The 24,791-nt window shown below is 70.7% G+C and carries 25 protein-coding genes and 1 tRNA gene; 13 read left to right on the top strand and 13 right to left on the bottom strand.

All coding sequences use genetic code 11. The features are described 5' to 3' along the window. Positions 1–187: 187 nt before the first annotated feature. Positions 188–685, bottom strand: coding sequence for a phosphoribosyltransferase (locus ACWEV0_RS30615; RefSeq protein WP_451607010.1), 498 nt, complete (start codon positions 683–685; stop codon positions 188–190). Between the two features lie 13 nt (positions 686–698). Further along, positions 699–1,274 (bottom strand): dCTP deaminase, encoded by a 576-nt coding sequence (gene dcd, locus ACWEV0_RS30620; RefSeq protein ID WP_453152923.1) that lies wholly within the window; start codon positions 1,272–1,274, stop codon positions 699–701. Positions 1,275–1,681: 407 nt separating this feature from the next. Here dcd and ACWEV0_RS30625 point away from each other — a divergent pair. Beyond that, positions 1,682–1,752: transfer RNA gene (locus ACWEV0_RS30625), tRNA-Gly, on the top strand. A 642-nt stretch (positions 1,753–2,394) separates the two neighbouring features. On the opposite strand, the gene ACWEV0_RS30630 is transcribed toward ACWEV0_RS30625, so the two are convergent. After that, positions 2,395–2,934 carry a TetR/AcrR family transcriptional regulator gene (locus ACWEV0_RS30630; RefSeq protein ID WP_453152924.1) on the bottom strand — a complete coding sequence of 180 codons (540 nt, stop codon included), beginning with the start codon at positions 2,932–2,934 and terminating at the stop codon, positions 2,395–2,397. Between the two features lie 511 nt (positions 2,935–3,445). Here ACWEV0_RS30630 and ACWEV0_RS30635 point away from each other — a divergent pair. From ACWEV0_RS30635 to ACWEV0_RS30645, 3 genes are all read left to right on the top strand, one after another. Further along, a complete protein-coding gene (locus tag ACWEV0_RS30635) occupies positions 3,446–4,804 on the top strand; it encodes a flavin monoamine oxidase family protein (protein WP_453152943.1) in 1,359 nt (452 codons plus the stop codon). Between the two features lie 211 nt (positions 4,805–5,015). Beyond that, positions 5,016–6,617, top strand: coding sequence for a protein kinase domain-containing protein (locus ACWEV0_RS30640; RefSeq protein ID WP_453152925.1), 1,602 nt, complete (start codon positions 5,016–5,018; stop codon positions 6,615–6,617). A 314-nt stretch (positions 6,618–6,931) separates the two neighbouring features. Then, a complete protein-coding gene (locus tag ACWEV0_RS30645; RefSeq protein ID WP_453152926.1) occupies positions 6,932–7,213 on the top strand; it encodes a hypothetical protein in 282 nt (93 codons plus the stop codon). 100 nt (positions 7,214–7,313) lie between these two features. Here the strand turns inward: ACWEV0_RS30645 and ACWEV0_RS30650 are convergent, their stop codons facing one another. The 10 genes from ACWEV0_RS30650 to ACWEV0_RS30695 all read right to left on the bottom strand — a co-directional run bounded on the left by ACWEV0_RS30650 (position 7,314) and on the right by ACWEV0_RS30695 (position 16,791). Then, a complete protein-coding gene (locus tag ACWEV0_RS30650) occupies positions 7,314–8,153 on the bottom strand; it encodes a hypothetical protein (protein WP_453152927.1) in 840 nt (279 codons plus the stop codon). Positions 8,154–8,310: 157 nt separating this feature from the next. Next, complete coding sequence (locus tag ACWEV0_RS30655; protein ID WP_453152928.1) at positions 8,311–8,928, bottom strand: histidine phosphatase family protein; 618 nt, start codon at positions 8,926–8,928, stop codon at positions 8,311–8,313. Positions 8,929–8,933: 5 nt separating this feature from the next. Beyond that, positions 8,934–9,419 carry an SRPBCC family protein gene (locus tag ACWEV0_RS30660; RefSeq protein ID WP_453152929.1) on the bottom strand — a complete coding sequence of 162 codons (486 nt, stop codon included), beginning with the start codon at positions 9,417–9,419 and terminating at the stop codon, positions 8,934–8,936. A gap of 36 nt (positions 9,420–9,455) precedes the next feature. Further along, positions 9,456–11,234, bottom strand: coding sequence for a carbamoyltransferase family protein (locus tag ACWEV0_RS30665; protein ID WP_453152930.1), 1,779 nt, complete (start codon positions 11,232–11,234; stop codon positions 9,456–9,458). A gap of 55 nt (positions 11,235–11,289) precedes the next feature. Continuing rightward, positions 11,290–12,345 carry an NAD(P)/FAD-dependent oxidoreductase gene (locus ACWEV0_RS30670; RefSeq protein ID WP_453152931.1) on the bottom strand — a complete coding sequence of 352 codons (1,056 nt, stop codon included), beginning with the start codon at positions 12,343–12,345 and terminating at the stop codon, positions 11,290–11,292. Next, positions 12,342–13,295, bottom strand: coding sequence for a cucumopine synthase-related protein (locus tag ACWEV0_RS30675; RefSeq protein ID WP_453152932.1), 954 nt, complete (start codon positions 13,293–13,295; stop codon positions 12,342–12,344). The genes ACWEV0_RS30670 and ACWEV0_RS30675 overlap by 4 nt, the downstream gene beginning before the upstream one ends. Positions 13,296–13,495: 200 nt before the next feature. Then, positions 13,496–14,104 carry a hypothetical protein gene (locus ACWEV0_RS30680; protein WP_453152945.1) on the bottom strand — a complete coding sequence of 203 codons (609 nt, stop codon included), beginning with the start codon at positions 14,102–14,104 and terminating at the stop codon, positions 13,496–13,498. Between the two features lie 134 nt (positions 14,105–14,238). Next, positions 14,239–15,468 (bottom strand): MAB_1171c family putative transporter, encoded by a 1,230-nt coding sequence (locus ACWEV0_RS30685; protein ID WP_453152933.1) that lies wholly within the window; start codon positions 15,466–15,468, stop codon positions 14,239–14,241. 79 nt (positions 15,469–15,547) lie between these two features. Next, the gene (locus ACWEV0_RS30690; protein ID WP_453152946.1) at positions 15,548–16,120 is read right to left on the bottom strand and encodes a toxin; all 573 of its coding nucleotides are present in this window, start codon (positions 16,118–16,120) and stop codon (positions 15,548–15,550) included. 209 nt (positions 16,121–16,329) lie between these two features. Further along, entirely contained in the window at positions 16,330–16,791 is a 462-nt protein-coding gene (locus tag ACWEV0_RS30695) for a hypothetical protein (RefSeq protein ID WP_453152947.1), read from the bottom strand. A gap of 333 nt (positions 16,792–17,124) precedes the next feature. Between ACWEV0_RS30695 and ACWEV0_RS30700 the strand changes: the two genes are divergently transcribed. From ACWEV0_RS30700 to ACWEV0_RS30740, 9 genes are all read left to right on the top strand, one after another. Next, entirely contained in the window at positions 17,125–17,553 is a 429-nt protein-coding gene (locus ACWEV0_RS30700; RefSeq protein ID WP_453152934.1) for a WXG100 family type VII secretion target, read from the top strand. Positions 17,554–17,612: 59 nt separating this feature from the next. Further along, on the top strand, positions 17,613–17,924 hold the full coding sequence (locus ACWEV0_RS30705; protein WP_453152935.1) for a WXG100 family type VII secretion target: 312 nt from the start codon (positions 17,613–17,615) through the stop codon (positions 17,922–17,924). Beyond that, the gene (locus tag ACWEV0_RS30710) at positions 17,924–19,678 is read left to right on the top strand and encodes an RNase A-like domain-containing protein (RefSeq protein ID WP_453152936.1); all 1,755 of its coding nucleotides are present in this window, start codon (positions 17,924–17,926) and stop codon (positions 19,676–19,678) included. Before ACWEV0_RS30705 ends, ACWEV0_RS30710 begins: the two co-directional genes overlap by 1 nt. A gap of 27 nt (positions 19,679–19,705) precedes the next feature. Further along, complete coding sequence (locus ACWEV0_RS30715) at positions 19,706–20,269, top strand: hypothetical protein (protein WP_453152937.1); 564 nt, start codon at positions 19,706–19,708, stop codon at positions 20,267–20,269. Positions 20,270–20,329: 60 nt separating this feature from the next. Further along, positions 20,330–20,629 carry an RNase A-like domain-containing protein gene (locus ACWEV0_RS30720; protein ID WP_403794060.1) on the top strand — a complete coding sequence of 100 codons (300 nt, stop codon included), beginning with the start codon at positions 20,330–20,332 and terminating at the stop codon, positions 20,627–20,629. Between the two features lie 13 nt (positions 20,630–20,642). Further along, entirely contained in the window at positions 20,643–21,299 is a 657-nt protein-coding gene (locus tag ACWEV0_RS30725) for a contact-dependent growth inhibition system immunity protein (protein ID WP_453152939.1), read from the top strand. A gap of 102 nt (positions 21,300–21,401) precedes the next feature. Continuing rightward, positions 21,402–21,863, top strand: a complete 462-nt coding sequence (locus tag ACWEV0_RS30730) for a hypothetical protein (protein ID WP_453152940.1) — start codon at positions 21,402–21,404, stop codon at positions 21,861–21,863. A 100-nt stretch (positions 21,864–21,963) separates the two neighbouring features. Further along, positions 21,964–23,631, top strand: a complete 1,668-nt coding sequence (locus ACWEV0_RS30735) for a glycosyltransferase (RefSeq protein WP_453152941.1) — start codon at positions 21,964–21,966, stop codon at positions 23,629–23,631. 16 nt (positions 23,632–23,647) lie between these two features. After that, the gene (locus ACWEV0_RS30740; RefSeq protein ID WP_453152942.1) at positions 23,648–24,607 is read left to right on the top strand and encodes a D-2-hydroxyacid dehydrogenase family protein; all 960 of its coding nucleotides are present in this window, start codon (positions 23,648–23,650) and stop codon (positions 24,605–24,607) included. Positions 24,608–24,791: the final 184 nt, after the last annotated feature.

A 24,791-nucleotide genomic window follows, 5' to 3' on the forward strand; every position in this document is an offset into this window, starting at 1 on the left:
GGGGGCGGCGGCCGGCCCCGCGGCCGGGGCGCGCGCGCGCCCGGGGTTCTGGTGGCCCCTGCACTGGGGGGCCGGGCTGTCGCCGCCGTTCCGCGCGTGGGCGCGCCCCCGCCACGGGCCGGCCCGGGGGGGCCCTCTCCCATGTCTTCTGTTGCTGTCTTCTGTTGCGGTCTTCTTCTGCCGCGACTCAGGCGTCGAGGACCTGGCCCTCGCGCTGCACCACGGGCGGCTCGACGGACCACGGGAAGTTGATCCAGTCGTCGGTCTTCTTCCAGACGTACTCGCACTTCACGAGCGAGTGCGACTTCTCGTAGATGACCGCGGAGCGGACCTCGGCGACGTGGTCGACGCAGAAGTCGTGCACGAGCTTGAGGGTCTTGCCGGTGTCGGCGACGTCGTCGGCGATCAGGACCTTCTTGTCGGAGAAGTCGATCGCGTTCGGGACGGGCGCGAGCATGACCGGCATCTCCAGGGTGGTCCCCACCCCGGTGTAGAACTCGACGTTGACCAGGTGGATGTTCTTGCAGTCGAGCGCGTAGGCCAGACCACCGGCGACGAAGACACCGCCACGGGCGATGGAGAGCACGATGTCGGGCTCGTAGCCGTCGTCGGCGATCGTCTGGGCGAGCTCGCGGATGGCGCGGCCGAAGCCCTCGTACGTCAGGTTCTCGCGTACTTCACTCATGCCCGCTACCGCCTCACACCTGGGTCCGATGGAAATTCACGAACGAACGGGAGGCCGTCGGCCCCCGCTGGCCCTGGTATCGGGAGCCGTAGCGCTCGCTCCCGTACGGGAACTCGGCCGGCGAGCTCAGCCGGAACATGCACAGCTGCCCGATCTTCATTCCCGGCCACAGCTTGATCGGCAGGGTGGCGAGGTTCGACAGCTCCAGGGTGACGTGCCCCGAGAAACCGGGGTCGATGAACCCGGCGGTCGAGTGCGTGACGAGCCCGAGCCGCCCGAGGGAGCTCTTGCCCTCCAGACGCGACGCGATGTCGTCGGGCAGCGTGATGACCTCGTACGTCGAGGCCAGCACGAACTCGCCCGGGTGCAGGATGAACGCCTCGTCGCCCTCGGGCTCGACCTCACGGGTCAGGTCCGACTGCTCGACGGCGGGGTCGATGTGGGGGTAGCGGTGGTTCTCGAACACCCGGAAGAAGCGGTCAAGCCTCACGTCGATGCTCGAGGGCTGCACCATGGATTCTTCGTACGGGTCGATGCGCACCCGTCCGGCGTCGATCTCGGCCCGGATGTCCTTGTCTGAGAGAAGCACCCTCCCACGATACGCAGAGGGCGCGAAGCTCCCCCAATCGGGAGACCTCCGCGCCCGCAGCCCTCAGCGCTGCTGGTGCTCCACGGGTACGGCGTGCCGCAGACGCGCACACCGTGGACACCGAATGAGCCGCCCGGGCCCGATCCGCCCGGCCCCGAGCTGCTGCAGCGGGAACGAAGCGGTGCTGAACACGTGCCCCTCGGCACAACGGACGACGGTGCGCTCCATCGAACCCATCAAGTCCCTTCCCCGACAAGTGGTGGACGAGACAGCCACATTAGGGGATCGCCACCCCCGCTCCGCGGAGGGCACTCCGGAGGGCGGCGCGGAGAAGGGCGCTTCGCCTGACATGCGGAATGGGGTACAGTGTGCAATGATGCGGCACTGATCATCAGGGCGGCATGTTTGCGGATGTAGTTTAATGGTAGAACATGAGCTTCCCAAGCTTATAGCGCGGGTTCGATTCCCGTCATCCGCTCTTGAACGAAGGCCCAGGTCAGAGACCTGGGCCTTCGTCGTCGTCCAGACCGCCTTGGGCGCCTTGCACCACCTGCCCTCTTTCCCTGCTCTCCCGCACCTTCTCCCGGGCCGCCGCACCATCCGGTCCAACCCGCCGGCCACCTCCTTCTGCCGGTCGTGGACCGAGTGCTGGTAGATCTGAGCTCCACCGCCATCGACGGCGGGAAGTCCTCGGGTTCGACTTCGCGCAGGACCAGGCGGGGGCCGGGATGGAGGTCTGGTGGCGGTGGAGTTCAGCACCTACGGCTACGACCATGTCCCGGCACAGCCGGCGGGCACTCGGGTCAGGTAGTGGGCTCTCGACTGACCGAGGAACTCGGTCCGGCAGCCCGAGACTCCGGGCCGTGCCCCGTCCGTGCCCTTCGGAGCCGTGAACAGCGGTCGACACGGGTACCACCAAGCCAGCAAGCAGCGCCGCATCAGGGGGCGTCGCAGGTCGGGCACCAGATGATCAAGCTCGGCGACGGTGATTCCCAGGCTTATGGGGCGGGTTCGATTGCCGTCATCCGCTCTTGAGCGAAGTCCCGGGTCACCGGCCTGGGCCTGCCTTGCCATCCAGACCTGTCCGGGGTTGTCACGCACTCCGCGGGCCCCGGCTCGGTCAGGCGAGGGCTCCGCGCAGGAGGATCGCGATGATGAAGTCCGGGGCCTGACGGGGGCCCATGTGGCCTTCGAGGGTCAGCTCCCACGCGGTCTCGGACAGGCCGCAGAAGGTGGAGGCGAGCCAGGTGGCCGGCATGTCCTTGCGCAGCAGGCCCGAAGCCTGGCCGCGTTCGACGAGCGAGACGGTCCGGTCGAAGACCACGTCGGCCCGGGCACTGGCCTCGGGCACGCCCAGGACGTCCGGCTCGACGTAGACGAGGTTCCACAGCTGGGCGAAGGGGACGTAGTCGTGCACGAGCGCGGTCAGCACCTGCTCCATGGGGGCGGTGTCGGCCTCGGCCCTGGCGAGGGCCTGCTCGCAGTCGTCCAGGATCTTCCCCGCCATCGCCTGGACCAGGTGCTGGCGGGTGGGGAAGTGGCGGACCAGGGTCGCGCGGCTTATGCCCGCACGCTTGGCGATGGTCTGCATCGACGCCGCTCTGTCCTTGGCGAGCACCGGGATCGCCGAGTCCAGCACCTCTGTCGCGTCTGTACGCATCGCCGAGAAGCTCCTATGCCTCTATTGACACACCGGTGTTTCAATTTATGCTGTGAAGTGTCAGCCTCATTGTACTGAAGAGGGGGTGCCACCCGTTGTCCAGAAGCCCCGTCCGCTCCGCGGCGACCGCCGTGGCCTGCCGCCTCTCCCCCGTTTCCACCGCTGCCGGTCGCCCCGCGCTCCCGCCGCGGATCGGCCTGGCGTCCAGCAGGAGCGCCGCCGGGCCGGCCCCGGTCGCCACCCCGCCCCCAGGGCGGCCGGGGCCGGGACTCCCGCACCCGTACCACTGAACCCGGACGCCCGGCCGGCCCACGCCGTGCCCGGTGGCGAGAGGTACGCGCCCGAGGCGCGGGCGCACCCACTCGGAGCCGATCCGGGCCCGCACGTCTTCTTCGACCGCGGCCAGGCTTCCGCACGGGGCGGAACGCCGACCGAGATTTCTTCAGAGACCCTGTCAGCTCGCAGATCGGTATGAAACATGACGATGCACCGTCGACGCTTCTTGCAGAGTGTGGGCCTCGGCCTGCCCAGCCTGGCCGTGCTGTCCGCCTGCGGGCCGGATGACATCGACGCCACCGCCGCGTCGACCCCCTCCGGCCGCACGGGGGTGATCGTCATCGGCGCCGGCATCAGCGGCCTCGCCGCGGCCCGGCACCTGGCCGACCAGGGCGAGGACGTCCTGGTCCTTGAGGCCCGCGACCGCATCGGCGGCCGCATCTGGACGAGCGACGCGTGGGACGGCGCACCGGTCGACCTCGGCGCATCGTGGATCCACGGCACTGACAGGAACCCGATCACCGCGCTGGCCGAGAAGGCCAAGGCCCGGACGATCGAGACCGACCCGGAGAGCAGCACCGAATACCTCACCGACGGCAGCGAGGCCGAAGGCGCCCGGGCTCAGGCGCTCGAACGCTGGCGGGACGAGACCGCCGACGCGCTGACCACCTACCAGGACAACCAGGACAGGGACGCGGCGATGCGTGGCGTCGTCGAACGCGCGCTGGGCTGGCCCGGGCTGCCGAACAGCGACAAAGCCATGATCAACAACGCGCTCAACGACTACGAGCACGAGTACTCGGGCGGCGTGCGCCAGATGTCGACCCTCTACTTCGACAGCGACAGCAAGATCAACGGCCCCGACGTGCTGTTCCCGGACGGCTACGCGCAGATCACCGACCTCCTCGCGGCCGGGCTGACCATCCGTACCGGACGCGTCGTCAAGCACATCGACTGGACCTCGCGCGGCGTGACCGTCGCCACCGCCAAGGGCACCTTCCAGGCCGACCAGGTGGTGGTGACGCTGCCCCTGGGCGTGCTGCAGAGCGGCGCGGTCACCTTCGGGCCCGGCCTGCCCGCGGCCAAGCGCGCCGCCATCGACAATCTCGGCATGGGGCTGCTCAACAAGTGTTATCTCCGCTTCCCCCGGAAGTTCTGGCCGGACACCGACTGGCTGAACTACGTGCCGGCCCTGGACAAGTACGGGCAGTGGGCGCAGTGGATCAACGTCACCCGCGTCAACGGCCAGCCGGTGCTGCTCGGCTTCAACGCCGCCGACTTCGGCCGCACGATCGAGAGTTGGGACGACGCCGAGATCGTCGACAGCGCCATGGAGACGCTGAGGACCATCTTCGGCAGCGGCATCCCCGCCCCGACCGGCTTCCAGATCAGCCGCTGGGCGTCCGATCCGTACGCACGCGGCTCGTACTCGTACAACAAGCTCGGCTCCTCGCCGGCCATGCGGGACCAGCTCGCGGCCGGCGTGAACGGCCGCGTGTTCTTCGCCGGCGAGGCGACCCACCGCAGTTCGTTCGCGACCGTTCACGGTGCCTACCTGTCAGGAATCCGCGCCGCCAAGGAGATCACGGACTGAGAGAGCCGGCTGTACGCAGGGGAAACCACGGGTCCTGTCCCCGCCGCACACACGGCGGGGACAGAGTCGTGTCCTAGGGAAACCGGCCCACCGAGCCTGGGCAGACCCCTCCTGGAAATCACTGCCGGATACGATCCGGGGCGATTCCGGACGCTGGCTTGAACCCGCCCTCGCCATCCCGTTCCGCCCGCTCGACCCGCACGGAGCCAGCATGACCGCAGAGCCCTTCGCCACCCCCCGGCCCTCGGCCTTCCAGGCGTTGTCCCCGGGCGACCCCCGCGAGATCGGCGGCTACCGCCTCAGCGCACGACTCGGAGCGGGCGGCATGGGCCACGTCTACCTGGCCCACACCCCGGGCGGGCGGCCGGTCGCGCTCAAGGTGATCCGGCCCGAGCTGGCCCAGGACCCCGAGTTCCGGTACCGCTTCGCCCAGGAGGCCGCCAGCGCGCGGCGTATCCACGGCCTCTACACCGCCCAGGTGGTCGACGCCGGCACCGACGCCGCCACCCCCTGGCTCGCCACCGCGTTCGTACCCGGTCCCTCCCTCCAGCAGGTCGTCCACCGCCACGGCCCGCTGCCCGAGCGGACCGTCCTGCTGCTGCTCGTCGGCATCGCCGAGGCCCTCCAGGCGATCCACGCCGCGGGCGTCGTCCACCGCGACCTCAAGCCCGCCAACGTCCTCGTCGCCGCCGACGGCCCCCGCGTCATCGACTTCGGCATCGCCCGCGCCGCCGACGCCGGCCCCCTCACGGGCACCGGCCTGCGCATCGGCTCACCCGGCTTCATGGCCCCCGAACAGGCCCTCGGGCGACCCGCCACCCCGGCCACCGACGTCTTCGCCCTCGGCGCCCTCATCGCGTACATAGGCTCCGGCACGCCGCCGTTCGGGGACGGGCCCGAGCACGCGGCCCTCTACCGGGCGGTGCACGAGGAACCCGACCTCTCCCGCCTCCCGTACGGACTGCACGAACTGGTCCGGCTCTGCCTGGCCAAGAACCCCGAAGAGCGGCCCAGCACCGCCTGGCTGATCGAAGCCGCCCGCCGCCACCCCGCCACCGGCGGCGAACTCCGCTTCTCCGACGGCTGGCTGCCCCAGCACATCAGCAGCGAACTCCACCGCCACACGGATCCTCCGGCCACGCCTCCGCCCGCCACCGTCCTCGACCCGGCCCGCGCGGTGGCCGATGCCCCGACCGCACACGCCCCCGCCGTTCCGGCGACGCACGAGCCGCGGTCGCCGGCCCCCGCCAGACGCAGAGCCACCACCTCCCCGCGGAGAGGCGCCCGCACCGCGCTCCTGACCACCGCCGCCCTCCTCGTCGGCGCGACGGCAACCTTCCTCCTGATCGACTCCGGCTACCTGGACACCTCCGACGCCCCCAGCGCCGCACCGGCCGGCAGCCCTGCCCCGTCCACCCCGCGGCCCGCCACCACCCACGGCTACACCGTCCCCTACACGAACGTCGAACTCACCTCCCCCGACTCCGACTACGAGATCGACCTGAGGACCGGGAAGGTGAGCCACGAAACCCCCGCCTGGTACCTGGGCCGCGAAGCCGGCGAGTTCTACGTCCCCGACGACAGCACCGCCTACATCGCACCGGACGGCGGCCCCCTCACCCTCCCCGACTGCCTCACCGGCCTCGACACCCAGCCCGCCTCGGCCCTGCCCTTCACCATCCTGCGCGCCGACCGCAGCTTCTGCGTACGCGCCTACGGCGGGCAGGACGTCGCCGTCATCCACACCCTCAACGCCCCCTCGGACGACGGCCCGGTGAAGGTCTCGATCACCTACTACCGCCGCGCTGCCTGAGCCCGGACCCGGTCCCGCGTGCAAAGCAGCGGGTTGCAGAACAAGGACCTGATCAAACGAGAGACCTCCCCCGTGCACGCGAAGGTCCTCATCGCCTCCCTCACCGAGCCGGGCCGTGAGCGGAGGGACGCGCCATGGCGCCTTGAGGCCGCGCCACCACTCGTGGGACGGACCGGCACGCGGTCGGTTGGGCCCATTGGCCCACTGGTCTGCCCTTCCGGGCTCTGTCGGCACCGTGCGGCCGCGCCGAGGATCGGAGGTGAAGGCAGGTCGCCTGACCAGGCGCGGAGTCCGGAGGCGAGGAGGCGAGGACGATGGACGAGCTCGGGCGGGCGGAGTGGTTCGCCATCGGCGTCACAGGCATGGCGCTGGCCGCGGCCAGCCATGCCGCGATCGGTGCGGCACACATCGCCAGAGAGATACTGCGGGCCCCGACCGGAAACCCCGGGTCGGACGGCTCGGAGTTCCAGGCGGACAGCGGCCCCGGTGGCTGGCTCCTGTTCGGCACCCTGATCATGGCGAGCGGGGCCATCTACCACTTGCTGGCCGGTGTCAGGACGGTCGTCAAGGAGGTCGTGCACGTGACGGCTCGATGACCGGTCCGACCCGACGCGGGCGACGACGCGGGCGACACGAAGCCGGGAAGTCGATGGCACCGGTTCGGTTCCCCCGTCCGCTCCACGGCAAAGCCCCAGGTCAGGGACCCGGGGCTTGTGCGTGTGGATTGCGCACCCTGCGCCAGCGGGACCGCGTCTGCTCGACGATGTTGTTCCACTGGCGGCTGACCTCGTCCTGGGAAGGGCGATGGCCCTGCCGGATCCGGGTGAGTTCGTCCCGGACCTCGCGCCCGATCGCCGCCGAGGCGACGACGACCAGCATGGCGCCGAAGAGGGTCGTGATCATTCCGAACACGGCGCCGGCAGGGCCGTACCGGGAGGCGTAGGAGTTGAACAGGGGCGGAAGGTAGACCGCCGCGCCCACCGAGTAGGCCGCGACCAGGACGCCCGCGGTGACCGCGAACGGGAGCAGGACCGGTCGGGTGAGTCGCTTCGCCGAGAGGATCCAGCCGCTCCAGAGGAGGAACGCCGTGGTGACCGGGGCCTCGCATGCGGCTGTCAGGAGGCCCAGCCGGCCCACGTCCACGACCGCGTAGAGCCACCCGATGAAACCCATGTAGCAGCTCAGGACGAGGATCCACCAGAGGCCGTTGCGCGTGTTCCGCACGCTGAGCGGCTTCAGTTCCCAGACCTGCTCGAACACGCGCTGGGCGGCGCGGGCGAAGCTCAGTGACGAGATGGCCAGGAAGACGATCCCGAACAGTCCGGCACTGGTACTCGTACTGCCCGTGGAGAACAGGGACCTGACCGACTCCGCTCCCGCCCCGGTGAGGCCGTAGCGGTTGATCACCCGGTCGGCCGCCTCACTGCCGAAGACACCCCCGCCCAGCACGGCGAGCGGCACCAGCGCGGTGAGCGCGCTCGATGCCAGGGCCATCGATCGGTCGAAGCCCACGACCTTCTGGAACCGGTTGATCACGCGCAGCACGAAGGCGGGACGCAGCCAGAACGTCAGTTGTCTCGTGAGGCGTTCGCGGTCGATTCCCGGCGTCCTGTCCTGCGTCGATGCCGTCCGTGTCTGGGGAAGCCAGACTAGGAACCGTTCGGGCGCGAGGCCGGCAGTGACACGCGCGCGGTCAGCCCAGGTGATGGGTGTCGTTGAGGGCCTGCACCGTGGCGGTGCCGTCCTCGGCGTACGTCACCGTGGACAGGGAGGCCGCCGCGACCTCCATGCGGAACAGGGTGTGCGGCGGGGCCTGGAGGGCGAGCCGGATCAGGGTTCTGACCGGGACGACGTGGGAGACGACCAGGACCGTGGCGCCGGCGTGCCGGGCCAGGAGCCCGTCCCGTACGGCGGCGACCCGGCGGGTGATCTGCCGCATGGTCTCGCCTGCGCCCGAGGGGGGAGCCTCGGGCGAGGCGAACCATGCGGTCAGGTCGTCCGGGTAGCGTTCGCGGACCTCGGCGAAGGTGAGGCCCTCCCAGGCGCCGAAGTCCGCTTCCCGCAGGTCCGGTTCGACCTGGACGCGCAGGCCGAGGCGCGCGGCCACGGGCTGCGCGGTCTCCTGGCAGCGCCGCATCGGTGACGTGACGACCGCCTCGATGCCGCCGCGGTGGGCGAGGGCGTCCGCCGCCGCCCGGGCCTGGCGCCGTCCGGCCGGTGAGAGTCCCGGATTGGATCCTCCGCTGCCGGAGATCCGCCGCTCCGGGGTGAGCAGGGTCTCGCCGTGCCGCAGCAGTACGAGCGTCGTCACGTCGCTCACTTCGCGGTCTGCGCGAAGTGGTCCCGTACGCAGTCGGTCTGCTTCTCCATGATGTCGATGATGCCCTCGACCACGCCCAGGTCGGCGTCCTCGGCGATCTCCAGGGTCCGCGACCAGTCGAAGAAGCTGCGGGCCGGGTCGTTGGTGATGGGGAAGACCCGGATGGTGGCCTCGTAGCTGGCGACGCCGCTGGTGGGGGCGACGGCCCGGTAGGACTGGGTCCTGTTGATCTCGTCGCGGGCGGCGATCTCCTGCTGGACGACCTTGCCGCTGAGCGTGAGCTTGAAGTCGTAGCGGGCCGGGACCGTCTCGACCGAGCCGCCCTCCACCCAGCTGACGTCCCGGTGGACGTCCAGGTCGCCGGGGGACACGATCTCCAGGATCTGCATGGCGTCGCGGATGGTCGCCCACACGGTGTCCGGGTCGGCGTCGAGGATGGTGGAGTGGTACATGGTGTGCTTGCGCTGGATCTTGCTCGGCATGGCGGGCTCCTTCTGGGGCTCTGACTAGGGCTCGGTCTAGGACGCGGTCCAGGACTCGGTCTTGGCGACGAGGTGGTTTCCGAGGACCAGGTAGTCGATCTCGGTGCCCATGAAGCAGTTCAGGGCGTCGACGGGGCTGCAGACGATGGGTTCGCCGGCGACGTTGAACGAGGTGTTGATCAGGCAGGGCGTGCCGGTGAGTTCGATGAACCTCCGCAGCAGCGCCGTGAGCCGCGGGGTTCCCTCGTCCGTCAGGGTCTGGATGCGGGAGGTGCCGTCCACGTGTACGGCGCCGGGGACGCGGTCCTTGTAGGCGTCGCGCACCGGGAAGACGAACGTCATGTGCGGGGAGCTGGTCTTGCGCCCCATGTCGAAGATCTCCGGCGCCTGCTCCTCGAGGACGAGGGGAGCGAACGGGCGGAAGGGCTCGCGGTGCTTGACCCGGGTGTTGATGATGTCCTTGATGTCGTCGAAGCCCGGGTTGGCGAGGATGCTGCGGTGTCCGAGGGCGCGCGGCCCGTGCTCGACCCGGCCTTCGAACCAGCCGATGACGACCTTCTCCGTCAGCAGCTTCGCCACCTGCTCGACGACCTCGTCGTCGTCCAGGCGTGAGACGGTCACGCGGCCGGCGAAGCCCTCCAGGGCCTCCTCGATCGCGGCCTCGTCGTAGGCCGGGCCCAGGTAGGGGGTGACGGGTGCGGAGGCGGCGAGGATGTCGGCGGGGGTGGTGCCGGGGTGGTCGAGCCAGGCGTGGGCCGCGGCTCCGATGGTGATGCCGGTGTCGGAGGCGCCGAAGCTGACCTGCATGTCCGAGAAGCGGGAGCCCTCGAACAGCGGGGTGTTGTTGAGGCAGTTGAGGGCGACGCCGCCTTCGAACAGCAGCCGGTCGAGATCCGTCCGCTTCTCCAGGTGGCGCACCTGGTGGGCGGTGGCCACGTTCAGCATCTGCTGCGCGGCGGCCGCGACGCGGGAGGTGTACTCGAGGGTGTCCTCGAAGGGCCCGAAGTACTCCTCGAACAGGGCGTCGTGGCTGTGCAGGTCGTCGGTCCGCAGGGGCTTGGTGAAGGAGTAGCGGCCGTCGTCGTGCAGCGTCAGCAGGTCGTCGAGGAACGGGTTCGGGCTCGGCGGTTCGGCGTACCCGGCCAGGCCCATCACCTTGTACTCGTCGTTGTTCGGGACGAAGCCGAGGAAGCGGGTGATGCAGGAGAACAGGGTGCCCATGGAGTACTGGGCGCCGATGACGCTGTCCTCGAAGACGGTGACCTTGCCGTCGCGGATCTCGCCCGTGAGGGTCGAGAAGCGCTCGGCGCGGCCGTCGCTGACGAGGAACGCGGCGTCGTTCATGCCGGCGAGGTAGTAGCCGGTCGTGGCGTGCGCCAGGTGGTGGGGCACGAAGCGGACCTTGGCCGGGTCGGGGCGGTGGCCGGTACGGGCCTCGAAGTCCGCGAGCATCGCCTCGTGGCTGACGACCTGCTCGAACAGGTCGGCCATGTCGCCCAGCAGGCGGGTCTTCGCGTCCTCCGCCAGCGGCGAGGTGCGGATGCCGTCCCGGATCTCGTCCATGACCTGGGGAGTCCAGTTCCATGGGAAGGCGAAGAGGTCGACGTCGTCGAACGTGATCCCGGCCTCCCTGAGGCACCAGTCGATCGCGTTCGCGGGGAAGTCGGTGGTCTTCTTCTCCCGGTTGAGGCGTTCCTCCTCGACGGCGGCGACCAGGCGGCCGTCGATCAGGACTGCGGCGGCGGCGTCGTGGCCCAGGAGGTAATGCTTGTTGATGCCGGTCGCGCCGAGGCGTTCGGAGAAGAACTCCGACACCCGGCTGAAACCATTACATCCGAGAACAATCACGGCAGTCTTTCCTGTTCTGGGGCTACTTGACGATCAGCAGGTCGCGGAGCCGCTGCCCGGCCGCCGGGGCCTGGCACAGGCCCGCGCCCGTGAATCCGGCCGCGTACAGGAAGCGGCGGGTGGGGTCTTCGCCGATGAAGGCGGTGTTGTCGGGGCTGGCGTCGAAGTCGCCGGACCACGCGCGGTGCAGGCCGATACCGTCCAGGGCGGGGAACACGGTGCCGAGATGGCCGGCGACGCGGCCGAGCCAGTCCTCGCGTGCCTCGCCGTCCTTGGGCGCTCCCATGGCGAGGAGGATGCGGTCCTTCCACGAGCGGATCCGCAGACCGGAGGCGGCGTGCATGGTCATGGGCAGCTCGGGGTGCCGCACGGGCGGGACGTCGGTGAAGAGCATCTCCATGACGCGGGGTGCCAGCGGCAGGTCGACCGACGCCATGGCCGCCACCTCGCCGGACCAGGGCCCGGCCGTGCACACGACGCTGTCCGCCCTGATGCTGCCCTGTGGGGTGTGGACGGTGTTGTCGTCGTCGATGCCGGTGACGGGCGTGTGGGTGAACAGCCGGGCGCCGTGGTTACGGGCTCCGGCCGCGTAACCGCGGACGATGTCGAGGCCGTCCACGTGGTACGCCTCGGGGTTCCAGGCGGCGGCGAGCACGGCGCGCTCGCTGATCAGCGGGTTGAGCTCGGCCGCCTCCCGGGCGCTGATCAGGTCGACCCGGACGCCGGCGGCCTGCTGGGCCTCCCGCTCGGCCTCGAACGCGGCGATCTGCTGTTCGTCGGTGAACAGCGCCATGAACCCCAGCCGCCGCAGGCCGAGGGAGGCTCCGGTGTGGCGGGCGAAGTCGTGATAGGCCTCCAGGCTGCGCACGGCCCGCTGTCCCGTGGCGGGATTGCCGGGGAAGTACGTGCGGACCATGCCCGCGGTGTGCGCGGACGCTCCTCCGCCGAGGCCCCCGCGCTCCAGCAGGACGGTGTCCAGGCCCGCTTCGGCGAGGTGGTGGGCGGCGGAGGTTCCGATCACTCCGCCACCGATGACGACGGCGTCGGCCCGGTCGGGCAGGGCGCTCGGGGTCCTCACCGGGCGACGCTCTGCTGACGCAGGTGGTCTCCGGTCTCCCACGGGTACAGCTGGAGGTTCCAGCCGCCGAGGCAGTTGATGTAGAGGGCCATCTGGCTGGTGACGGCGTAGAAGTCGTCGCGGTCGAGGTCGTCCAGGACGGCGAGGAAGCGCTGGGTGAACGCCCACAGCTTCTCCAGGCCGCAGTAGCCGAGGAACTCGGCCGGGACACCGACGAGGAGCCGGGTCATGTGGACGAGGGACTCCTTGGACATGCCCTGGACGGCGGCCCGGACGAGTCCGCCGTAGGCGGCGTAACCCAGCGGCCGGGTCTCGCCGTTGACGAACAGCAGGGTGGGCAGGACGGTCCCGAAGTTGCCGGCCCGGGACGGGATGATGCCCTGGTGGAGCTCGTCCAGCTCGACCGGGGGCGCGAGCCAGATCTTCTCGGTCTCGGCGAAGATGTCCGCGATCAGGCGGTCGGCTTCCGTGTGGGTGGCGTGGAGCATCGGAATGCGGTGGCCACCCGGCTCGCCCGCGCGGCGCACTTCGGCCACGATCTGCTTCTTCGTGGAGTAGACGGCGTCCCAGATCGCCGCCCCGGCCTCCCGCAGGGCCGGCATGTCCGCCGCCCGGATCCGGCCGACGGGGGTGGCCGGCATCGGCTCCGTCAGCGTGCCGTACTTGATGCCCAGGTGCTGCAGACCGGAGAGGAAGACGGTGCCGTCGGGGGCTTCGCGCCGGTCCGGGACCCGGGTGTCGTGCGGCGTGTGCAGCAGCGCGGGAATCGGCGACACGTGGTAGAGGTGCTCGCCCGCGATGAGGGCGTGCCCCTGGAGGCTCTGATAGGGCAGCGACTCCCAGAGGGCGTCGGCGAGTGCCGCGTTGCGGCCGTCAAGGTCGGCGGTGACCGTGATGCCCAAGTCCGGCCAGGAGATCTCTATCTGACGGCCAGGCAGCTTCTCGGACAAGGCTTTCCCCGTTCGTTGGTTCGGCTTGTCCGTGGAGTACATCGCCAACTGGCTTGTTTCAGTCAGGCGTTGAAAACATGAAACTCCGAGCGGCCTGGGCTGTTCGGTTCGTGCGTTTCTAGGGAACCGCAGCTCAGGCGCGCGAACGGGGCAGGCGGGGAACCGGGCGGCCGGCGAACCGGCAGGCGGGCGAACCGGGTTCAGACGAAGAGGAACGCGGTGGCGGTGGCCGCGCCCAGCGAGGCTCCGGCGATCGTCTGGGCCACCGTGTGGTAGGTCAGCGCGACCCGGGACCAGCACACGGCGACCGTGAGCGCGTAGGCGATCAGCCACCACGGCGAGTGCACCGCGGCCAGCAGGGCCACCACGGCCGAGGCCACGGCGGAGTCCACCGAGATCTTCCAGACGGTGTTCACCGCGAGCAGCCCGATGGTCATCACCCACAGGGCGAGCATCGCGACGAGGATGGGCGTCGGGGCCCCGCCGAGGAGCATGACCAGCGACCCGGTGCCGATGGAGCCGAGGATGACGAAGAAGATCGGCGCCCGCTGGGTCCGGTCGACCACATGGCGGTCGCCCCAGGTGCCCCGCTTGCGCTCCCACTCGATGTATCCGGCCGGGATCAGCCCGGCGCACAGGGCGCCGAGCAGACCCCACAGCAGGCCGGTCCAGTGACGGGCCGCGGCCAGGCCGATGCCGAGCATGCCCACGAGCAGGACGTTGCGGGGCTGCAGGACGTCGGTGACGACACGGGCGACGGCGGTGACGGCCGTACCGGCGGCGCGGACGCGGACGGCGCTCTCGTTCACGGCGCTCTCGTTCACGGCGCTCTCGTTCACGGCGCTGTCGTGCGCGGCGCTGTCGTGCGCGGCGCTGTCGTGCTCCGCGCCTTCGTTCACGGTGGTGTCGTTCACGGTGGTGTTCTCGGTGCTGCCGGTGGGGTTCACGCGCTGGGCTCCAGGCAGGACCGCAGCACGGCGCGGGCCCGCTGTGCGGTGACGGACTTGTACGCGGCGGCCACCCGTACCAGCCAGGCGACCTCGCCGTCCTGGTCGGTGGCGTGCTTGGTCTCGAAGGCGGCGGCCTTCCCCGCGGGGGCGCCTTCGGCCTTGGCGAGCAGGGCCGCCTTGATCCAGTACGCGTCGGCGAGCGACTCCCTGCCCGCACCGGCCTCCTTGGCGGCGGTCAGCAGGCTGTCGGGCACGTAGTGACGCAGCTTCTCGACCGCGTCCGCGATGTCGGCCGCCCAGCGGTCGACGCGCAGGTCCGCGGGGGTGTCGAAGCGGGTCAGTTCGCGGGTGAGCGAGGCCGGCGGGGCGAAGGGCTGGTCGGGGAAGGCCGTCATCAGCTCGCGCCACAGCGGATGCAGGTTCATCTGGGCCCGCCACAGCCGGGCCCGCCGCCAGCCCTTGCTGAAGGCGGGGATGGAGGCGCCGAGCGCGAAGAAGGCGAAGAGGACCAGCTGGGCCGCCTCGGTGGCCTCGTCGAAGGCCAGCGCGAAGCCGGGGCTCGGCCGGTCGAGCACGCTGATCCACAGGAACAGGGTCCGGCTGAGGGTGTAGCCGACGCCGATGAACATCGCGAAGGTCATCATGCCGAGGCCCACCCGGAGGTGGAGCAGCTTGGCGTCGGCCGTGGCGAGGGCCCACTGGTAGGCGCAGACGGCGGACGCGGCGCCCAAGTACAGGTAGAAGACGCTCATGTAGAGCGTGGCGCCCCACTGCCCGGCGTGTTCGGCCACGAACCGGTCCGCAGGGTGCGAGCGGTCCACCACCGTGAAGAAGAGCACGGTCAGGAGGACGAGGGTGACCACGGATGCCTTGGTGGCCACCTGCTGGACGAGCCGGGCGAACCGGACGTGCCGGGGGATCGCCCCGCCCTCCGGGAAGTGACCGTAGATGGCGACGATGTAGCTGAGGATCGCCAGGATGGCGATGGTGGCCGTGTAGTGCTTGATCAGCACCGCGAGGTCGATGACGGGGCTGTCGTTGAGCCCTATCCGGACCACGCGGGTCTTGGTCCACAGGGCGACGGCGAAGCCCGCGTAGCAGCCCCACAGGGCGCGGCGGCGCTTGTCCTCCTCGTCGCCCCAGAGCGCGGCCGGCATGCGCCACAGGGCGACGGCAGTCATCAGACCGGCGATGAGGTAGCCGGCGAGGTCGAGGGCGGTCACGTGAGTTCCTCGGGGGTCTTCTGCGGGGCAGGGGTGGGGGGCAGGTGCGGTGGGGGGATCGGCTGCGCCACCGGGGGCGCTACGGGCGGCGGAAGAACAGGTCGCGGAAGAACGTGTCGCGGAAGAACGAACGGCGGCGGTGGGCCACGGGCCGGGAGAGCGAGTTGGCCAGCCGTCCGACCATGTCGTCGCTGGTCACGTCCCTGGCCATGCGGGGGATGAGGGAGGCGCCGAACTCGGCGATCCGCTCGTCGTGCGTGTCGTACTGGGCACGGGCCTGGACCGTGTCGGAGGAGAGCACCCGATTGATCAGCGAGGTGTCGAACACCGGCAGCAGCTTGCGCAGCTGGTCCGCGTCCAGGCTGGTGCCGTGGTCGAACCACTCGTGGCACAGCTCGTGCAGGATCACGTGCTGGGTCTGGTACGGGGTGGGGCGGCGCCGGTAGAGCACGTAGCTGGTGGTGCCGGACTTCAGACGCAGGCCGCAGGCCGCGTTGACGCGCGCCAGCCGTTCGGGGAGTTCCTGGAGGACGATGGTCCGGCCACGAGCCGCCTCCATGTTCGCCACCAGGCCCTCGATGGTGAAGGGGGCCGGGATGGGAAGGTCAGCCAGCCCGGCTTCACATTCTTTACGCAGTTCGCGCAGGGACATGGGGGCCTCTTGATCGTCGGCACGCGTGCGTGACATGCGCTCGGCGAGTCTAGCCAACGCCGAACACACGCACGGAGCCGCGTCGGACCCGCGTACGAACCCGCGCACGGAGCCGCGTCGGACCCGCGTACGAACCCGCGCACCCGGCCGCGTACGACCCCGCGGACGGAGCCGCGTACGGCCCCCCGTACGCCCGGGCCTGCCAGGGCCTAGCTCCCCGGCTCCCCGGGCGCCTCCGTCCCGTCCTCGGGCCGCTGCTTCGCCTTGGTGTCCGCCAGCAGGGAGAGCGCGAACTCCAGCAGCTCCGCCGGCAGCCCGTCGTCGTCGACACCGCGGCCCGCCACGCCGCTGATCTCGCCGGTGCGCCGCTTGGCGAGGAACTGGAGTCCGGCGACCACGTCGCCGACGACCTCCGACTCCTCCTTGAAGAACCGCCAGTCCACGCCGAAGCCCAGCCCGAGCGCCTTGAGGATCTCCTCGGAGGGCTGGGTGACCTTCCCGGCCAGGATGTTCGAGAAGTAGCTGTGGGAGAGGGAGCCGCCGCGCTCCTTGACCAGCTCGGAGAAGGTCCGCCCGGACACCTTCTGGCCCGGGAAGGTCTTCTCCAGCATGTACTCGACCTTCTGCTGCAACGACTGCAGTTCAGGTACGTGCTCTTCGCCGATGTCCATCCCGTTACCCACGTTCGCATCATGCACCGGCGCAAGTGCCGGGCTTGCGTAAACACTCTACGTCACTGTTAACTGCAAAAAACACGGTCCGGGGACCACAGGGGAGTCCCCGGGCCGTGTGCCACACCCGTGCTTGTCGCCCGCACATGTCGACTTAAGGGTGTAGCCCTTCGCGACGGGGGATGCACGAAGGGCTACCCGTGCAGTATGCCAGCCACCCACGGGCCGCTTCACGGCAGGCGACCTGGAGTTTGTCACCTTGCCGCTTGCTAAAGTGAACGGCCGTACGCAGGAACACACGTACGAACGGCGCGACGAGAGCGGGGGCTCAGGATGCGGGACGCCGACCACGCGGGCGGTGCGGCCGACGCCGGCAACTCCGGTCTGAAGTACACGGAGGACGGCCTCACCAAGCTGGCCGACGACCTCGACGCGATGCAGGGCTACCTGGAGAAGCAGACCCGCCGCATGGACGAGGTCGTGGACGCGATCGCCGCGGGCTGGCAGGGGCCCACCGCCACCGCGTACCGCTCGCTGCACCGCGGAGTGGCCGAGGACGCCGTGCGAATCCGTCAGGTACTGGCCCTCCTCGAAGCGGCCATGCGCGCCTCGCGCGACGGATTCACCGAGCAGGAGCTCGACGTCCTGGCGCAGCTGCGGCAGGTGCAGCAGGGCGAGGACGTGGCCGCCGCCGCCCGCGAGCTCACCGTGCCCGATCCGGCACCCGCGCCCGCGCCGAGAAGCCGCCTCGCGGACCTCTGAGCCGTACCTCTGAGCCGTACATCCGCCACCGACAGTTGCGACCACGGGGGATCAGCACCATGCCGGAACCGGGAGACGACCGGATCACCGTCGACTTCGCCACGCTGCAACGCCTTTCGGGCGACCTGGAGGACATCCTCCGCACCCTCAACGAGAAGCTCGACACGCTCTACGGGCGGGTCGCCAAGGTCGTCGTGACCTGGGAGGGCGAGGCGCGCGAGACGTTCATCGACGAGCTGGACAAGTGGAGCCACCAGGCCGACGACCTCAAGGCCGCGCAGGCGTGGCTGCACGAGGTCGTGACCAAGGGGCACCTCAACTACGCGGCGGCCAACCGCTCCGTGCTCGAAGGCTGGGGAGGCGGCGCCTGATGGCCACCCCCGCGCCGGGCGGCTCCGGCACCATCGACGTCAAGCCGAGCGACCTCTGGGCGGTCTCCGGACGGGTCGCCGAGCAGCAGGACTTCCTGATGCGCGGCGCCCACAAGCTCCTGGAGGAACTGGGCAAGTACCCGGACGCCGGCGGCGCCGGCACCGAGGCCGAGAAGTTCGCGCAGGCGTACAAGAAGATCGGCGACCGCTGGCTGGAGGTCTGGGGCCGCTCCGTGCTCAGCGTCGGCGGCGTCGCCGTCGGCTTCACCGAGACGGCCAACGCGTACACCAAGGCCGACGCGGCGTCCCACCCGCAGCCGGGCAAGGCGCCCGAGCAGCGCCCGCGGCCCGCCGTCGTCGACAAGGACCCGAAGTTCGGCGCCGTACCCGACATCAAGTGGGGCGACGACGACGGCGGCGACGACTTCCTGCGCGGTCTGCTCGAACAGCTCCCCGAGATCGTCCGGGACGTCCTCCACCCGCTGTGCAAGCACGTGTTCCGGGTCGGCAAGGTCGCCGACGTCTACCCCTTCCCGCAGCAGCACTACCTCAACTCCCTGTGCCACAGCTGGATGAACGTCTCCATCGTGGGAACGCTCGTCGCGGACCAGCTCACCCAGGCCGTCGGCACCATCACCAACCACCAGCAGGCCGACTGGGAAGCCGCCATGCGGACCTTCTGCAGCGCCCTGTGGGGCGCCACGGCGTGGGGGCAGCAGCGGGTCGGCTACCAGTGGGGGCAGACCGCCAACTCCGGCCCGGGCACGCCCCGCCTGCCCACCGGCAGCGAGCCCGTCCTGGCCGTCCTCAAGGACACCGCCGACAAGGTCGCGACCATCCTGCGCGAGTACGCGGAAGCCGCCGTCGACCTCAACCGCGACGTCTACGACGAGCTCGAACGCGCCATGCTGAAGGCCGCCAAAGAGATCCTGGAGGATCTGGAGAAGCCCAAGGACGTCAAGAGCATCATCGGCACCGTCACCTCCGTGGTCAGCAAGGGCGCCAGTCTGCTCCTCTCGTTCGACGTCAAGACCGTCTTCAACCTCGACACGGCCAAGCTGAACCGGATCGTCGACACGTACACCGGCAAGCTGAGCGGCCTGACCACCCGCATGGAGGCGCTGAAAGAGCCGCTGGACGAGGCGTTCCTGAGCGCGCCCAAGTTCGAGGCCGGCGAGGCCCGTGCCTACGGCTTCGGCGCGCGGGCCCTGGAGGAGTTCAAGGACTCGAAGGTCTGGCTGAAGGTCGACTCGAACGGCAACTACGACCTGAACCTGGCCGCCAACGAGTACATGGGCGACGGCCACACCCTCGACAAGCACGTCGGCAAGACGGACGAGCAGCTCGCGCAGCGACTGCGCGACCAGCAGGGCAGCGGCCCGACGCAGGCATGGCCGTACGGCAAGCCGAAGATCGGCAGCTCCTCCGCGTTCCCGAGCTACCAGCGGGCGGAGGAGCTGACGGAGTACAACCTCAACCAGAACAAGGCCGCCATCGAAGCGTGGATCAAGGGTCCGCCTCCGCCGGCCGACGGCGCCGTCGAGCCGTTCTACTCGACAGCGCCCAACGGCGAGACCAGCGGCCGCAGCGTCAGCAAGCAGCCGACGGACCCCAACGACCCGATGACCGGGTACAAACAGGGAGGACTCAATGCCAAGGCGGAGGACGTGACCGGTATCGACACGCGCATCAGGTACGACAGCAGTCGCACCCCGCCGTTCACGGTGATGACGTCGATGCCCTACAAGCCCTAGCGCTCCGCCGAGAAAGGCCAGCACCGCATGTCCGTCGACCAGACGTCCTGGGAAGCCGCGGTACGTCACCTCTACGAGGACGCGTACCCGTACGACGCCACGGGTCCGCGCTGTCACGAGGACTGGATCCTCGACGTCCTCGCGCTGATGGCCCGGGCCGTCCCGGACCCGCGGGGCTGGACCGGGCTCGACGACGCGGCGCAGGACCCGGAGCGCGAGGGGTTCCCCACGTACCCCTTCGCCGTACACCCCCCGGAGTACATCGCGCCGCGCCTCCAGGAGATCGACCGGGCCAGCGCCGAGAACCTGCTCCTGGCCCTCACGGACGACCGCTGCACCCTGTCCAACCTACGGCGCTTCACCGAGAGCGAAGAGGAGCTGCGGGCGATGGCGCGCACGATCCTCGCCCGATACGGGGACGAGGCCCGCTATCACACCAACGTCAACAAGCCGGGCCACGTACGCGGCACGCTCGACTTCACGACGCCGAACTGGGCGTACAACCCGCTCAGCGTCTACACGGAGGACTACGGCCTGATCGTCGTCACGGACACCGAGGTCGCCATGTTCTGGAACTTCTCCGACTACTGAGCCGGCCGCCGATCCGGCCGCCGATCCGACCACCGACCCGACTACTGGCAGGATGCCCCCGTGCTGACCCGCTCCGCCTCCTACCCCGACCGGGAGACCGCCCACTGGGCCACCCAGCAGGTGGTCACCGCCAACGAGCAGGCCATCCACCGCTGGCTCGCCCAGGGCACCCGGGCCCGTCTCACCATCGAGGCCGCCTGGCCGTCCCGCGAGGAGCCCGTGGGCCGCGTCCAGCTGGCCGGCGACCTGCTGGCCGGGCTCGGGCCCGTCGACGTCCGCGCGGCGCGCGTGGTGCTGCGGCGCGAGCCGTCGAGTCCGCACGGCTTCGTCGTCAAGACCACCGTTCCGTTCTACCTGTAGGGGCCGTACGCACATGTCCATGAAGCCCCTCGAACACGACCGCCGGTACGGCGAGCTGGACCAGGTGATGCGCGCGTACCTGGGACAGCCGGCCGACGACACCCCGGAGCGGCGCAGCCGCGCCCTCGACGCGTACCTCCGCCACACCTGGCACACCCGCCCCTCGGCCGTCGCGGAGGCGGAGCGCCAGCTGCGCGCGTACAGCCAGAACCCGCCGGGCCGCCTCCGGCACAGCCTGGGCGAGTTCTACGCGATCCCGGACACCGGACTGCCCCAGGCGGCGATCGGCGACTGGCTGACGATCCTCGCCGACCACCTGAAGCGCAGCATCGAGGAGGGCGACGTCCCCGAGCCGGCGTCGCCGCAGACGCACTGGGAGTGGCACGTGCGCTTCCCGGAGACCGCGCAGCTGCTCGGCGGCTGGTTCTCGCAGGACGTCGTCGACGAGTTCCCCGACCACGACGCCGCCGTCGCCGACTACGCCGCCACCACCCACCCCCAGCTGGTCGCCCGCCTCGTGGGCGAGCTCCACGAGCTGCTCGCGCTGCCCCTGGACGAAGCGGACTACGCGCTGGCGGCCGCCGAACTCGGCATGGAGGTCGACCCGCCGGAGCCGTTCTCGCACGGCGCGTGGTTCCTGGCGGTGGCGACGACGCTGTCCGGGTCCTGACCGCCCGCGGTCGAGCCCCGGTGGGGGCACCCGCGGTGAACCCGGCCGCCCGCAGGCCCCACCATGGGTGTCGGCAGAACCCCGGCGAAGGGAGGGCCCGCCATGGGCCGTTGGAACGACTACCTCGGTACCCGCCACCCCGACGGCACCACCGCACCGCTGCCGTCCCCGGAGGTCCGCTGGGCGCTCCTCGCCCTCAACGACTCGGACGTGCCCTTCCGCGTCCGCGAGGGCATCGGCCAGGAAGGCGACCTCGTCGCCGAATGCCGCCTCCCCGCGCTCCGCGTCCGCCTCGTCACCCGCATGCGGCTGGCCCCCGACACCCACGAGGTCCGCGCCCTCGACGAACGCTGGGAACTCACCGCCTCCACGGCCACCCGCGGCGAGTACTCCCGCGGCCCCGCCAACACCGTCTACCGCGTCTGGGGCACCCGCCCCGGCCCCGACGGCCGCCGCCACCGCTTCGAGACCTTCCGCTTCGACACCCGCTCGATGAAGGACCCGCTGCGGCAGGCGGTGCTCGACGCGGGATGGACGTGGCGGGGAGTGCTGCTGCGGCTCTGACGCAGACGCATACCGGCTTTCCCGCATACCGCCGGTCGGGCGATACGATGCGCCATCGCGACCAGCCCTTTCACAAGATCTGCACTGGGGGATCCGACAGATGAACGTCCCGCGCACACCCACGGTCTCCATCGTCATCCCCGTCTACAACGCGATGCCGTACCTGCGGCTGACGCTGCAGTCGATCGAGCAGCAGACCATCGGCCTGGACGCGATCGAGGTCGTCGCCGTCGACGACGGGAGCAGCGACGGCAGCGGGGAGACGCTCGACGCGTGGGCCGAGGCGCATCCCGGCGTCATGAAGGTGATCCACCAGGAGGCGTCGGGCGGTCCGAGCAGGCCGCGGAACGTGGGTCTGGACAACGCGACCGGCACGTACGTGTTCTTCGTGGACGGGGACGACTCGCTGGGCCCCGAGGCGCTGGAGCGGCTCGTCGCGATGGCGGAGAAGAACGGTGCGGACACCGTGCTCGCCAAGCTGATCGGGGTCGGTCGGCGGGTGCCGAAGGCGGTCTTCGCGAAGAACGTCGACAAGGTCGACCTGTCCAAGGGCGACGCGTACTACACGCTGATGCCGTTCAAGCTGTTCCGCCGCGAGATGATCGAGAAGCACGGGATCCGCTTCCCGGAGCACATGCGGATCAGCGAGGACCAGCACTTCGTGGCCCGCGCGTACCTGCACAGCAAGGTCATCTCCACCGTCGGCGACTACGACTGCTACTACGTCGTGAAGCGGGGCGACGAGGGCAACATCACCGCGGGCGGCATCGACTTCACCATCGCCCTGGAGCAGGCGGACGAGATGGTGGCGCTGGTCACCGGGCTCACCGAGCCGGGCGCGCTGCGCGACCACCTCGTCGGACGGCACGTCAACGTGGAGATGATCCGCCGTTTCGACCAGCGGTTCCTCGACGCCGACGCGGAGGAGCGGGCGCGGATGGTCGAGCTGGCCGGCCCGTACGCGCAGAAGTGGATCACGCCCGCGATCCTGGCCAAGATGCCGGTGAACGAGAAGCTCGTCGCGCACTGCCTGCGCGAGGGGCTCGTGACGGAGCTGGCCGAGGTCGTCGCCTGGCAGCTCGCCGGACGGCCGGGCAAGGCCGTGGTGAAGGACGGCAAGGTGTACGCGGCGCCGCCGTTCCCGGCCGCCGACTCGCCGGTGTACGAGGAGCTGTGCGACATCACCGGCGCCGCGCTCGGCGCCAGCCCGCGCCGCCGCGTCGACAGGCTGGCGTGGCGCGGCACGGTCCTGGACCTGGCCGGTTACGCGTACATCGACATGGTCGACACCGACGACCTGGTCACCGAGGTCGTCCTCAAGCACGCCGACACCGGCCGCGAGATCGCCGTGCCCGTCGAGCACCTGCCGTCGCCGCACATGACGGTGAGCCGCGGCAAGGAGACGTACGACTACGGGCGCTCCTGCTTCCGCGTCTCGATCGACCTGGCCGACGTCGACGGCGGCGCCGCCCTGCCCAAGGGCGACTGGCACCTCTCGCTGCGCTGCACCGCGCAGGGCCTCACCGCCCGCGGCGAGCTCGGCACGGCCCTCGGCGGCAAGGTCAGCAAGCGGGCCGACGAGCACGCCGTGTCGCTGCCGGGCGCCGGGAAGAGCGGCGCGAAGAAGCTGCACACCGTACGGATCGGGCCCCGCGACGGCAAGCTGGTGCTCCAGCTGAAGCCGGCGCCGTCCGCCGTCTCCGCGTACGCCTTCAGCTTCGGCTGGAAGGCCGCCCGCGCCGTCCGCAACCGCATCAACTGGAAGTAGGGGGGGCGGGGCTTCCGTGGTGCTGCGCTGCGCGGTCCTCGACGACTACCAGGGCGTCGCCCTCACCTCCGCCGACTGGGGCCCCCTCGACGGCCGCGTCGAGGTCCGCGTCCTGCGCGAGCACCTCGCCGACCCCGACGCGCTCGTCGCCGCCGTCGAGGACTGCGAGATCCTCGTCGTCATGCGCGAGCGCACCCCGCTCGGCGCCGCACTCCTCGCCCGGCTGCCCAGGCTCCGGCTGGTCGTCACCTCCGGGATGCGCAACGCCTCCATCGACGTGGCCGCCGCCCGCGCCCGGGGGATCACGGTGTGCGGCACGGCCAGCGCGTCCGAGCCGCCCACCGAGCTGACCTGGGCGCTCATCCTGGGGCTCGCCCGGCAGCTGCACACCGAGAGCCGGGCCGTCCGGGAGGGCGGGCCCTGGCAGTCGACGGTCGGGACCGACCTGGCGGGCCGGACGCTCGGCCTCGTCGGGCTCGGCAAGATCGGCGGCCGGGTGGCCCGGATCGGGCTCGCGTTCGGGATGGACGTGGTCGCCTGGAGCCCGAACCTGACCGACGAGCGGGCCGCCGAACACGGCGTACGACGCGCCGCCGACCTGCGCGAACTGCTCGGCGCCGCCGACTTCGCCTCGCTCCACCTGGTGCTCTCCGAGCGCACCCGCGGCCTGCTCGGGGAGACCGAACTGCGCGCGATGCGCCCCGGCGCGTACCTCGTCAACACCTCCCGCGCGGGCCTCGTCGACGGCCCGGCGCTGCTCCGCGCGCTGCGCGAGGGATGGATCGCGGGAGCGGGCCTCGACGTGTACGAGACGGAACCGCTGCCCGCCGACGACCCGCTGCGCACCCTGCCGAACGTGCTCGCGCTGCCGCACCTCGGGTACGTGACGGAGGGCAACTACGGCCGCTACTTCGGGCAGGCGGTCGAGGACATCGAGGCGTTCCTGGCGGGCGCGCCGGTGCGCGAGCTGGCGTAACGAGGCCCAGACGCCCGCAGACGCCCGTGGGCGCGCCGGTGCGCGAGCCGGCGTGACGGGGCGGGAACGGCCCCGGGCGCGCGTCAGCCCCGTACGCGCCCGGACCGGGCGGCCCCGGCGGGCCGTACCACCCGGGTCCGGGCGGGCCCGGTGGCCCGGGGGGTCCCTGGGGCCCGCTCCCGCC

The organism is Streptomyces sp. NPDC003943, assembly GCF_053605265.1.